The sequence below is a fragment of the Mesonia mobilis DSM 19841 genome (assembly GCF_000423405.1).
Classification (GTDB): Bacteria; Bacteroidota; Bacteroidia; order Flavobacteriales; family Flavobacteriaceae; genus Mesonia; species Mesonia mobilis.
In genome coordinates this window covers 1-12,900 of record NZ_KE384014.1, presented here as the reverse complement: position 1 = coordinate 12,900, position 12,900 = coordinate 1, and the positions used below count along the sequence as shown (strand labels likewise).

Below are 12,900 nucleotides of genomic sequence, written 5' to 3'. Positions count from 1 at the left end.
AAAAGACTGCAAAAATTAATTTCTAATCGCGTTCCAATTCTTATTATAAATTGGCGCCATACGTTTAAGACTGCTGAGAACTTCGGTTAGATTAACTTGCGGACCGCCACTCAAAATGTTTTTAATCTCATCAGATTTTGCATCAAAAAAACTACGGATTAAAATTGAATTGGGTCGAGATCTATTTACATCTTGCAGCATCTGTATCGCTTCAACAATTTTTAATTTTCCTGCCTCTACATCGGTGTGCATCATATCTAAACCTTCGCGATGATAGGTGTATAACGCAGCTCTAAACTGAGCAAAATTATTAGAAAGTAAATCTGCATTTAATCGAAATCTAGACTGATTTCCCGATGAAGTTTGCCAACCTTGCGCGTTACCTTGCTGAGCGGTATTTACGATTAAAACTGCTTCTTGATGATATTTATCGCCACCTTCCGGTGAAAAAGTATCGGCATCGATCCCTAAAATAGTATATACATAAAATGCAATGGTCGATACTAAATTTGAAGAATACGTATTTGGATTATAATCTAAGGGTTGAAATTCGGTATAACGAAAATCAAACTGATTGTCTTTAAAGTTGAAAATTGGTGTTGAAGTGGTTGAACCGTAAACCGGTCTCGAAGCTTGCACCTGAATGGTAGCTCTAAAATTATCTTGGCTGTATTCGGTCACATTGATGAAGAAATTACAATCTATCTTTTCGTGGTTATCAAGATCATTGTCTGTCCACGTGTTTTGATTGATCAGATCTTCAACAGCGCCTTCTAAGGTTTTAAAAATCGAAAGTTTGGTTCTACCCGTTTGCTCGGCATTTACGGTGACGCTTGCGTTAAATTCTTGCGCAAAACTTACCAAAGAAAATAAGAATAGTAAAAGTGTAAATTTAATTTTCATCATGGTAAATTACTTCATTTAAAATATCTTTTGCAACCTCTTGTTTCGATTTTAATCCAAATTCTTTTATTTGATCGGGATAGATAATCTTTATTTTATTGGTTGCCGCTTGGAAGCCCGCTCCTTTATCGTTTAAAGAATTCAACACAATAAAGTCTAAATTTTTTCGAGCTAATTTGCCTTTTGCATTTTCTACTTCATTTTCGGTTTCTAAAGCAAAACCTACTAAAAGCTGATCTTTTTTTGCTTTACCGAGTGAAAGCAAAATATCTTGTGTTTTTTCTAATTCAATAGAAATTTCAGCATCAGATTTTTTAATTTTCTGATGAGCGATTTGCTTGGGTTTATAATCTGAAACGGCTGCCGCAGCAATTGCCACATTCACTTCAGCGTAATATTGATGTACTTGTTCGTACATTTCTTGTGTACTCGTAACCCTAACCAGCTTAATGTTTTGATGGGTAACTTGTAAAGCTGTTGGACCGCTTACTAAAATTACTTCTGCACCAAGACTTGCAGCTTCTTCTGCAATGGCATAACCCATTTTTCCGCTAGAATGGTTTCCTATAAAACGTACAGGATCGATCGCTTCGTATGTTGGACCGGCTGTAATTAATATTTTTTTTCGATAAAGCGGAAGTTGTGCTTGTAGATCTTTGGTGATAAATTGAACGATCTCCTCTGGTTCTGCCATTCGACCTTCGCCACTTAAGCCGCTTGCCAATTCACCTGAACCTACAGGAATCATTTTATTCTGAAATTCTTCTAACTTCTGAAGACTTGCTTTGGTTGACGGATGTTTATACATATCTAAATCCATCGCAGGTGCAAAATAAACCGGACATTTAGCAGAAAGATAAGTTGCTAAAAGAATATTGTCGCTATGGCCGTTAGCCATTTTAGAAAGTGTGTTGGCAGTTGCGGGAGCAATTAACATAAAATCTGCCCATAAGCCTAGATCGACATGATTGTTCCAAGTTTCACCTTCTTCATTAGTAAAGGAAGAAACTACTTCGTTCTTCGATAAAGTAGAAAGGGTAAGAGGAGTAACAAACTCCTTAGCTTCCGGAGTCATTACTACTCTTACCTCTGCTCCGGCTTTTATAAAAAGCCTTACAATATAAGCGGTTTTATAAGCAGCGATACCTGCTGTAACGCCAAGTAAAACTTTTTTACCGCTTAACATAGACATATTACTAGTCTAAGTTACTTTTTGTATTTCTAAAATAGATTTTATCTTCTAACCACTCTTGTACTGCTAACGCTTGTGGTTTAGGTAATCTTTCGTAAAACTTAGAAACTTCAATTTGTTCTTTATTTTCAAAGATCTCATCTAAGCTATCTGTATACGTAGCAAATTCATCTAACTTTTCTAAAAGCTCTTTTTTAATTTCAGTATTGATCTGAGTAGCTCTTTTAGAAATGATCGAAATCGCTTCATAGATGTTATCGGTAGGAGCATCTACTAAGTTTTTATCAATCGTAGTTGTATTTACAGGAGCTTCTGTTTTCTTTAAATCCATAATTTATGAATTAGAATTAGTGTTATTTGTTTGTAATCTTTCTTCTATATCTACTGAATGTTCTTTCGCTAATTCTGCGTGTTCACCTTCAGAATAATACTTCATATAATCTTCGTAATACTCACGAGCCGTTCTTAAACGCTCCGGTACTAATTGCGCGTAACTGTTGATCGCTAATAAGTAAGCTGAATCTAATTTGTAGAAATAAGCTTTCTCGATATAAGCAGAACCCGGATTATTTTCAATAAAATTATTAAAAGCAGCAATCGCAGCTTTATAATCTTCTGTATGATGGTATTGCTTTGCGATCTCGTAAGCTTTTTTATCGAGTTTATCTCTTAGATCGCCTACATATTCGTTAGCATCACCAATATATTCACCATCTGGATATCTAGAAATATATTCTTGAAACTTATTAATTGCTTTATAAGTTTCTGTTTGATCTAAACTATATCTTGGTGAAACCTCGTAATAACTTTTTGCACTTTTATAAAATGCTTCTTCGGTCTTTTCACTTCTTGGATAAGCTTTAGTAAAACGCTCAAATTGATAACCAGAATCAAAATAGCTTTCTAACTCATAATATGTATTTGAGTAAATATAAGCTAAACGTTCTCCTTGTGGTTTCCCACGGTATTGCGGAACGATTTGATCTAGCAATCGAAGTGATTTTTTTAACTTTCCTTTTTTGTCTTCACGAATACCTTGTGTATAAAGACTATCGGCCATTTCGTATTTGGCTTTAATATCGTCTTCTTTTAAAACTTTTTGGTACTGGCTACAGGCACTTAAAGTTAAAACCGCTAAAAGAACAAAAAATAAATTACGCATCTTTAAAAACATCTTGCAAAAGTACTTTAATATTATGGATTATAAAAATTTCTAAATCTTTAATTTAAACCGCGAATAAGTCAAGATATTTTATCGAAACCTATTTAATTTTATCTACAAAAGCTGAAATTTTGGCACTTAGATTTTCTGTAGCTTCTACCAAGGGCAAACGCACATAATCTTCTGCTAAACCTAACTTTTTAAATACAGCTTTGATCCCGGCAGGATTTCCTTCTTCAAAAATTAAATCGATCGCCGGAGCAATTTGGTAATGAATTTTATAAGCTTCATCTACTTCTCTGCTCAAACCTAACTGAACCATTTCTGAAAATTGCTTCGGAAAACCTTCTGCAATCACAGAAATCACTCCCGCTCCACCGGCCAATACCATTGGTAAAGTTAGCATATCGTCACCAGAGATCACTAAAAAGTCTTCTGGCGTTTGGCTAATCATTTCCATCGCTTGTACCATATTTCCTGCTGCTTCTTTGATCCCAATTATATTTTCAAAATCGTTCGCCAATCTTGCTACAGTTGCCGGAGACATATTAGAACTGGTTCTTCCCGGTACGTTATACAAAATGACGGGTAAAGTTGCCGCTTGTGACACTTTTTTAAAGTGTTGATAAATGCCTTCTTGCGTCGGTTTTACATAATACGGTGAAACTGAAAGAATTGCATCAAAACTTTCTAAGTTTTCAGTTTTAATTTGCTCACAAACTGCTTGTGTGTTGTTACCGCCAATACCTAAAACTAAGGGCAATTCAGCATTATTTTCTTCAACAATAGTTTGCTTTACTAATTCTCTTTCATTTTTATTTAGCGTAGCATATTCTCCCGTAGTTCCTAAAACTACGATATAATTAATCCCATTTTGTTTTTGAAAACGTACAAGTTCTTTTAAAGCTTCTACATCTACAGAGCGGTCTTCTTTAAATGGGGTAATTAATGCCACTCCGGTTCCTACAAACTTTTTCATTGGTCTTATTGGTTTATAATAGCTAAATACTTTTTTAATTCTTTAATAAACAAATCTACTTCTGTTGCAGACACATTGATCTGTAAATCGTTTAATTTTTTGTCTTGCTGTGAAAAGCCTACTTTTATTTTTGCTGAAGTTGAAACTCCTAATAAAATAAGCTCGGGTTGTGGTGTTTCAAAATAATTAACCAACACATCGAATTGTTCTTGCTGAAATTTTGCCGCAGCGGTTTCTGGTTTAAAAACTCCTTTCCACCCGAGATCGCTTCGCTTAAAACTTAACACTCCTTCTTCAGCTTTATCTGAAAATAAAATTATTTCAACCTTCTTCCCTAACGAAGAAAAAGCTTTTTCAAGTTGATCGTAAGCAATTTTATTCAGCACTTTTTCATCTATAATAACGCCTAACTTATCGATTTGACGAACCGCTTTGGGACGATGATCATAGATACTATTTTCTATGTATTTTTTTGCTGAACTTATTTTTAATTTCTGAAACATTTACTTTTAATAACAGCCGCACAAATGTAAGATTTCTTAAAGAATAACAATCGCATTCGCTTAGGATTTTTCTTGTGCTAAAACTTATGAATACTACAAAAAAAAGCTGCCTAAGTTTAGGCAGCTTTTTAAATATTTACTAAAACTTAATTTCTAATTTTCTAACCAAGCTTTTCTAAGCTTTACGCGTTGATCGTCGCTAGAAAGCTCCATCTCTTGCAACTTGGTTTCTTTATCTGTTGGCGTTTTATAAGCTGCTTCTAAGGTTTTCTCTTCCCCATCACGCTCGATGACCATGGTTACTTGATCGCCTTCTTTCCAACCGCGAGAACCCATAATTAAACCATATACATTTTCGATATTGTATTCGGTTCCGTTTACAGATTTGATCACATCTTTTGGCTCTACTCCTAATTCATTTAAAAATGAGTTGAAAGCAATACCTTCTCTAAAAAACAATTCTTTTGTCTGTGGATTACCGTCGATATATGGCTGCTGACCTTTTAAGAAAACTCCTGTTTGCACTTCAGATTCCATTTCTTCTACACCAACTTTAGCGAAAAAGTCTCCGTAAGGGATTGGTGTAGTTCCTGTGATATAAGTATCGAAAAAGCTCTGAATTTCAGGATAGGTTAATTCAACAATTGCCGGGATCAATTCTTCATCTTCAAACGGTTTATCTTTTCCGTATTTGTTGCTTAATTTCTTCATTAGATCTAAAATACCCATTTCTCCGTTACTTAACTCACGTAAACGAATATCTAAAGACATTCCGATTAAAGCTCCTTTTTGATAAACATTATAATAGCTGCTTTCGTATTCTTCATCTAAAATATTTTCACTCATAACCGTAAATGGCATCGTATCGTCAAATTGCTTAGAAGAAGTGATTTTCTCTGACATACGATCGTAAAAAGCTTGATGATCGATCAGACCTTCTTTCACCTGAAATAAATTAGCGAAATATTCGGTTACACCTTCATACATCCAAAGATGCTGAGACATTTCTGGGTCGTTATAATCAAAATAATGAACTTCGTTAGAATGTACGCTTAGCGGAGTAATAATATGGAAAAACTCGTGCGAAACTACATCTTTCATCGTTTCATTTAAACGCTCTAACGGCATCGATTCCGGAAGAACAACCGTAGTTGATGTATGGTGTTCTAACGCTCCAAAACCTTGCGCATCTTGCCCATTCACATCTGAAAGATATAAAAGTACCGCATAAACATCGGTATTATCAATTTCACCTAAAAATGCTTTTTGCGCTTGCATCATTTCTTTCATTTTAGGCGCAATATCTTCTACAGAATAAGCTTTGTTTGGTGAATATACTTGTAATTTCACCTTCATCCCCTGTAACTGAAAGCTGGTTGTATCTGGTGTAGAATACATAATTGGATGATCGGTTACTTCAAAATAACGACTCACATTAAATTGATCGGTAGCATAAGTTTGCTCTTCATCGGTAGCAACGGCTACTTTTTTCAAGGAAGTTCCTGCGATTAGATCTTTTGGATGCTTGATCACTAATTGGTATGGTTTTTCAGACATTCCGTCGAAATAACCTACAAATCCGTGTAAATTCAGCATAAAATTTTCACCGGCTTTAATATTTGTTCCGGCTGGTGAGAAAACACCTTCTTCTCCTTCAATATCGTAAGAATCGTTTACCCAATAGGTAACTTTATCTAATGCGGTTGCGTTGCTAATTTTCCAAGAATTATCGTCTAATTTGGTAACGCTTAATTCATTTCCTTTATAATCGATCGCTTTTACACCTTCTATAAATTGTCCGTAATTATCGGTAGAATAAGTTCCCGGTACGGTTTTCGGAATGTAAAATGTAGTTTCTTCGGTAGTAAATTTTCCAGGATCTACACTTACCATGACTTTATCGTCGTCGACATTCACTAAATCTAAATTGGCAACTACTAAATCGCTGTTTGTGCTTTGTTGCGTTGATTTACAACCTACTAAGGTCGCGATCGCAGCAACTGCATAAATTATTTTTTTCATCAATCAAGTTATTTTACACATAAGACTATGAATACGGCAAAAAGTTACATTTAAAGTCTTACTTTTTTTGAACGTAAAGATTAGGTTAGCTTTTTTATTTTCAGCCAAAGAAAACTATTTCTCTTCTTATCTTTGCCCGTAAATTTATTTGAAAATGAAAAAATTCTCCTTTTTTCTATCGTTTTGTTCCATCGTAAGTCTAATTGCCTGTAAAGAACAAGCTTTACAAGTTTCTAAAATTGAAGGGAAAGAAATCAACATTAACGATTCTATTTCTTCTAATAAAGATTTAGATGAATTTATTGCGCCTTACGCAGAACATATTGAAGAAGAAATGAGCGCCACGTTAGCTTACGCGCCAAAATCACTCTCTAAAACCGATAGCAAATACAATACAGCGATCGGAAATATGGAGGCCGATGCCGTGCTAGAAATGCTGCAACCGCTTTTCGTTGCTCGTATGCAAGATAGTATTGACGGAGTTTTACTGAATTACGGCGGAATACGATCGACCATTAACCAAGGAAATATAACTACCAAAACCGGTTATAATTTAATGCCTTTTGAAAATGAAGCGGTCGTGGTTAAACTTTCTGCGGAAGCGATGCAAGAATTATTCGATTATTTAGCTAAACATCAAGCTGCGCATCCTATTAGCGGAATGCAACTTATTTTAAATCCTGACGGAAGCATTAAAAAAGCCACCATTCAAAACAAAAACCTAGAAAACGGAAAATTTTACTACATCGCTACTAATGATTACCTAAAAAACGGCGGCGATCATATGGACTTTTTCGCTAAGAACGATACGGTAATCACGATGAATTACAAGCTAAGAAACTTATTTATCGATTATTTTAAAAAGAAAGATACCATCGCACCGGTAAGAGATGAACGTTTTATAAAACTAGAAGAGTAAGATGAAAAGAAAAACCTTTATACAACAAACAACAGCAGCTGGAGTTTTCACAGGAATCGGTGGTTTAGGCTTACTTACTTCTTCATTTAAAAGTCCGGTAAAACATATTACGATTTTGCACACCAACGATGTGCACAGCCATATTGAAGCTTTCCCTGCAGATGATGCTAAATTCCCGAATCAAGGCGGAGTTTCACGACGCTACACACTTATAGAAGCGATTCGCAAAGAAAACCCAAATACACTCTTATTAGATGCGGGTGATATTTTTCAAGGAACTCCTTTTTTCAATTTTTATGGAGGCGAATTAGAGTTTAAACTTATGAGCAAACTTAAGTATGATGCTGCTACTTTAGGAAATCACGATTTCGACAATGGTATCGATGGTTTTTACGCACAATTACCGCACGCCGATTTTAGCTTTATTAATTCAAATTACGATTTCTCGAACACTATGATCGACGGAAAAGTAAAAGATCATCAAATTTTCATAAAAGACGGAGTGAAAATTGGTGTTTTTGGCTTAGGAATCGAACTCGACGGACTCGTAAGTAAAAACAACTACAAAGAAACCAAATACCTCAACCCGGTAGAAATTGCTCAAGAAATGACTAAAAAGCTAAAACAGCAAGAAAAATGCGATTTAGTGATCTGTCTTTCTCATTTGGGCTACCATTACGAAACCGATAAAATTGACGATCTAAAACTCGCTGCAAAAACAAAAGATATCGATTTGATTATCGGTGGGCATACGCATACTTTTTTACCAAAACCTACAATAACTACCAATATAGAAGGCAAAAAAGTCTTAGTAAACCAAACCGGTTGGGCAGGTGTAAATTTAGGACGTATCGATTTTTATTTAGATGAAGAAAATAATGTTTCTGCAGATGGTGTAGCAATTGAAGTTTAATTCCTGCGCAGGCAGGAATCTTTTTATTCAATGCTGTCACCCCGAGCGGAGTCGAGAGGTCTTTATATAATATTACATAAATGAGTCTCGACTCCGCTCGACCTGACATTCAAGGCTTACTCCACCATTGCTAAAAATTCATCTTCAGAAATGATATGCGTTCCTAACTTTTCTGCTTTTGCTAATTTACTCGGGCCCATATTTTCTCCCGCAACTAAGTAGTTGGTTTTTGCCGAGATCGATCCGGTGACTTTGCCGCCATTCGCTTCGATCATTTTCTTGAGGTCAGAGCGACTTACTTTTTCAAACACGCCGGAGATCACAAAAGTATTTCCGTTTAATTTTTCGGTTTGCCCGGCAAGTTCTTCTTCAGAAATAGCTAATTGCAGTCCGTTAGTTTTTAATCGATTAACGATCGCTCGGTTTTCTTCCACCGCAAAAAAGTCGACCACACTTTCTGCGATCTTCTCTCCTATTTCATCGACACTTACCAAATCTTCTTGCGATGCAGCCTCGATCGCTTCAATCGTTTTGTAATTTTTAGCTAGCTTTTTAGCAACGGTTTCACCCACATATCGAATTCCCAAGGCAAATAAAACACGTTCAAAAGGTACTTCTTTTGATTGCTGAATACCATTAATTAAATTCTCTGCCGATTTCTCTGCCATTCGTTCTAAAGGCAATATCTGTTCTTTTTTCAATTCATATAAATCGGCATAATTTTCAATAAGATTTTCTCGAACCAATAAAGCGACCGTTTCACCACCTAAACCTTCAATATCCATCGCTTTACGTGAAATAAAATGCTGAATTCGACCAATAATTTGAGGCGCGCAATGATTGTAATTTGGGCAATAATGCTGCGCTTCTCCTTCTTTTCTTACCAATTCAGTTCCGCATTCAGGACATTCAGCAATATAATTCGTAGGTTCAGAATCGGGATCACGTTTGGTAAAATCTACCGCAACGATCTTCGGAATAATCTCTCCGCCTTTTTCTACAAATACCTCATCACCTTCGCGAACATCTAACTTTTCAATTTGATCGGCATTATGCAAAGAAGCACGTTTTACAATGGTTCCTGCCAATTGGACCGGCGCCAAATTAGCCACCGGAGTGATCGCTCCCGTTCTCCCGACTTGATAAGTGATTTTTTCTAATTTTGTCGAAGCTTGTTCAGCTTTAAACTTATACGCCATCGCCCAACGTGGAGATTTAGCGGTATAACCTAACTCGTCTTGCTGATTTAAATTATTCACCTTAATTACAACACCATCGGTTTCATAAGGCAAATCGTGACGATGCACATCCCAATATTCTAGGTATTTCATCACTGCATCGGTAGATGTTGCCAATTTTGCTTCCTGCGGAACTTTAAAACCCCAGTCTCTTGCTTTTTGCAAACCTTCAAATTGGGTTGAAAAAGGTAAATTTTCACCGACAATACTATATAATAAACAGTCTAAAGGTCGTTTCGAAACCTCAGCGCTGTCTTGTAATTTTAAACTTCCGGAAGCGGTATTTCTCGGGTTGGCGTAAGGTTCTTCTCCGTTTTCAACTCGTTCAGCATTCATCTTTGCAAAACCTTCATAAGGCAAAACAATTTCTCCGCGAATATCAAATTTTGGCGGAAAATCGCCTTTCAACTTTAAAGGAACTGAACGAATGGTTTTTACATTATGAGTCACATCGTCACCCTGAATACCATCACCGCGCGTCACCGCTCTTACCAACTCGCCATTTTCGTAAGTTAAACTAATGGAAGCACCATCATATTTGAGTTCGCATGTATATTCTACCGAACCTTCTACGAGTTTTTTAATACGAACCTCCCAATCTTCCAGCTCTTCTTTTGAATAGGAATTGGAAAGGGAATACATACGATGCTCATGAACTACCGTTGCAAAATTCTTAGTGACTTGACCACCTACACGAAGCGTTGGAGAATTGGGGTCGTAAAATTCAGGATGCTTTTCTTCTAGCTCCTGCAATTCTTTCAGCTTCATATCAAAATCGTAATCTGATATTTTTGGTTGATCCAACACGTAATAATTATAATTATGTTGGCGTAATTCTTTGCGAAGTGTATGTATTTGTTGTTCGGTGTTCATAGATTTTTTTCAGTTTAAAACTTACTGAATTTCAGTTACTCTTTAGCTAAGACTTGTTGTTACACGCAATTCTAGATTCTAGATCTGACTTGCAATAATTAAATTTTAAGTCTGCTCTTTATTGGTAAGCCATTTTGTTTCTATTTTCGATTCGTAAGCGTGCATTTTATCGAGTAGAATCTCCACAGAATCGGAAACTAAAACCAAGTCTAAATTTTCTTTTTTCAGTAAGCCTTTGGTCACCATATTATTAAACATCATTAATAGATCGTTGTAATAACCTTCGGTATTTAAGACGCCAATCGGTTTTTGATGCAAGCCCAATTGCGCCCAAGTGAGAATCTCAAAAAATTCTTCAAACGTTCCAAATCCGCCCGGTAACATAATAAAACCGTCGCTCATTTCGTGCATCTTGAGTTTACGCTCGTGCATATCTTGCGTGGTAATAAGCTCGGTAAGTTCTCGATGTACGATTTCTTTGGTTTTTAAAAACTCGGGGATCACACCAAATGCGAGTCCGTCGTTTTCTAGAGCTCCTTTTGCTACTTGGCCCATCAAGCCTAATTTGCTTCCGCCGTAAACCAAATCTATATTTTTATTGGCTAGCGATCGACCAAGTTCGTAGGCCTGACTGTAAATAAATTCATCATTACTATCGCTACTTCCACAAAACACCGCAATGCTTTTTATGAAGTTTACAGCAGGTTTTTCAGTTGAATTCATATGGATTAATATTTCACCCTTCCGTCTTTTTTCAACTTAAGTTGAAAAATCTACCTTCCCAATTTAAGGAAGGAACTTAAGAGCCTATTTTATAGTTGAATTTAATAATACATTTCTAATTTGAATGGCACAAACCATCTTTCTCTAGCTCATTTCTTCATTAAATGAGATTCCGAATCAAGCCCGCAATGAAGCTTTACACATTCTAAATTTACCAAAAATATCTTTTTTTAATTCGATATCTTGGTAGCCAATTTCTTCTAACAAAGATACCATTTCTTCAGGTAAATATTCGTTGATCTCGAAATACAACTTGCCATTTTCTATCAAAGCATTCTTCGCTAATTGCGCTATTTTTCGGTAAAAAATAAGCGGATCGTCGTTTTCTACAAATAAGGCTAATTTCGGTTCAAAATCAAGTACATTTTGATGCATTTGTTCTTTCTCTAACTCACGAACATAGGGCGGATTAGAAACGATGACATCGTATTTCTCGGGTAAATTTTCAGCTTGCAAAATGTCTTGCTGTATAAAATTCACCTCAATATTATTTAAGGTTGAATTTTTTCTAGCGACTTGTAAAGCTTCCTCAGAAACATCAATAGAATTTACTTTTGCTTGCGGAAGTTCTTTTGCCAAACTTATAGGAATGCAACCGCTTCCCGTGCCAATATCAAGAACAGTAATTTTAGAGTTGAGTGGTTTGTGATGAGAATTCGCTTGATTCTTGTTTTTTACATCTTCAATGATCCAGGCGACTAATTCTTCTGTTTCCGGTCGTGGGATCAAGGTGTGTTGATTTACCTGAAACGGATATCCAAAAAACTCGGTATCACCCAATATATATTGAATAGGTTCTTGCTGCAATAAACGCTGTAAAGCTTTTTCAAATTGCTGAAGTTGCGTCGAATTCAATTCAAAATTTGGATCTAATGCTAACTGAATTCTAGTTTTCTCTAAATAAGCTTCCGTCAATAAATAGAAAAACGATTCAACCTCTGTTTCCGGAAATAAAGGAAGTAGCTGCGCGTAAAATTCAGTTTTATATGTTTTTAATTTCAAGTGTATTCTTAGATTTATAATTTTCGTGATGTTGAACTTGTTTCAAGATCTCATCCTACTAATAATCATTTAATAAGATAAAACTTCTCGACTCCGCTCCTTTAGACTTGTATTTGTAAATTCATAGTAAGTTTAATAAAAAAGAGAGCTGAACTTGAGTACACTATTTTCGCTCAGAACATAAAGTTCAAAGTTCGATTCAGACTCAAGTTCAGACTTTCATCAAAATCTCTAATAGAAATTCGGGATTTAAAGCCCATTATCAAGGAGTCGAGTTATTGATGAAAAGCATCTCTTCAACAAAGTAAAACAAAGTTATGAAAAATGTTTATGTTGGCATTGATATTAGTAAAGCTACATTGGATTTTTGTGTAGTAGAACCTAAGAGGATAAGTTTCCATAAAATCAAAA

General features: G+C 35.7%; 12 protein-coding genes. 2 read left to right on the top strand and 10 right to left on the bottom strand.

The features are described from left to right. Nucleotides 1–15: 15 nt before the first annotated feature. The 7 genes from porD to G551_RS0114490 all read right to left on the bottom strand — a co-directional run bounded on the left by porD (nt 16) and on the right by G551_RS0114490 (nt 6,761). Nucleotides 16–906 (bottom strand): type IX secretion system protein PorD, encoded by an 891-nt coding sequence (gene porD / locus G551_RS0114520; protein ID WP_027886235.1) that lies wholly within the window; start codon nt 904–906, stop codon nt 16–18. Further along, nucleotides 893–2,095 carry a bifunctional phosphopantothenoylcysteine decarboxylase/phosphopantothenate--cysteine ligase CoaBC gene (gene coaBC / locus G551_RS0114515; RefSeq protein WP_027886234.1) on the bottom strand — a complete coding sequence of 401 codons (1,203 nt, stop codon included), beginning with the start codon at nt 2,093–2,095 and terminating at the stop codon, nt 893–895. The genes porD and coaBC overlap by 14 nt, the downstream gene beginning before the upstream one ends. Before the next feature lie 4 nt (nt 2,096–2,099). Continuing rightward, entirely contained in the window at nt 2,100–2,426 is a 327-nt protein-coding gene (locus G551_RS0114510) for a DNA-directed RNA polymerase subunit omega (RefSeq protein WP_027886233.1), read from the bottom strand. A gap of 3 nt (nt 2,427–2,429) precedes the next feature. After that, nucleotides 2,430–3,257 (bottom strand): outer membrane protein assembly factor BamD, encoded by an 828-nt coding sequence (locus G551_RS0114505; RefSeq protein ID WP_027886232.1) that lies wholly within the window; start codon nt 3,255–3,257, stop codon nt 2,430–2,432. A gap of 100 nt (nt 3,258–3,357) precedes the next feature. Next, nucleotides 3,358–4,236 carry a 4-hydroxy-tetrahydrodipicolinate synthase gene (gene dapA, locus G551_RS0114500; RefSeq protein ID WP_027886231.1) on the bottom strand — a complete coding sequence of 293 codons (879 nt, stop codon included), beginning with the start codon at nt 4,234–4,236 and terminating at the stop codon, nt 3,358–3,360. A gap of 5 nt (nt 4,237–4,241) precedes the next feature. Beyond that, nucleotides 4,242–4,739, bottom strand: a complete 498-nt coding sequence (locus G551_RS16310; RefSeq protein ID WP_027886230.1) for a DUF6913 domain-containing protein — start codon at nt 4,737–4,739, stop codon at nt 4,242–4,244. Nucleotides 4,740–4,892: 153 nt separating this feature from the next. Next, a complete protein-coding gene (locus tag G551_RS0114490) occupies nt 4,893–6,761 on the bottom strand; it encodes a M61 family metallopeptidase (RefSeq protein WP_027886229.1) in 1,869 nt (622 codons plus the stop codon). A gap of 154 nt (nt 6,762–6,915) precedes the next feature. Here G551_RS0114490 and G551_RS0114485 point away from each other — a divergent pair, with 154 nt between their 5' ends. After that, on the top strand, nt 6,916–7,680 hold the full coding sequence (locus G551_RS0114485) for a 5'-nucleotidase C-terminal domain-containing protein (RefSeq protein WP_027886228.1): 765 nt from the start codon (nt 6,916–6,918) through the stop codon (nt 7,678–7,680). 1 nt (nt 7,681) lies between these two features. After that, on the top strand, nt 7,682–8,593 hold the full coding sequence (locus G551_RS0114480) for a bifunctional metallophosphatase/5'-nucleotidase (protein WP_027886227.1): 912 nt from the start codon (nt 7,682–7,684) through the stop codon (nt 8,591–8,593). Between the two features lie 116 nt (nt 8,594–8,709). On the opposite strand, the gene ligA is transcribed toward G551_RS0114480, so the two are convergent. The 3 genes from ligA to prmC form a co-directional block, all read right to left on the bottom strand. Then, nucleotides 8,710–10,704 carry an NAD-dependent DNA ligase LigA gene (gene ligA / locus G551_RS0114475; RefSeq protein WP_027886226.1) on the bottom strand — a complete coding sequence of 665 codons (1,995 nt, stop codon included), beginning with the start codon at nt 10,702–10,704 and terminating at the stop codon, nt 8,710–8,712. 105 nt (nt 10,705–10,809) lie between these two features. After that, nucleotides 10,810–11,427 (bottom strand): LOG family protein, encoded by a 618-nt coding sequence (locus G551_RS0114470; protein ID WP_027886225.1) that lies wholly within the window; start codon nt 11,425–11,427, stop codon nt 10,810–10,812. A 177-nt stretch (nt 11,428–11,604) separates the two neighbouring features. After that, on the bottom strand, nt 11,605–12,489 hold the full coding sequence (gene prmC / locus G551_RS0114465; protein WP_027886224.1) for a peptide chain release factor N(5)-glutamine methyltransferase: 885 nt from the start codon (nt 12,487–12,489) through the stop codon (nt 11,605–11,607). Nucleotides 12,490–12,900: the final 411 nt, after the last annotated feature.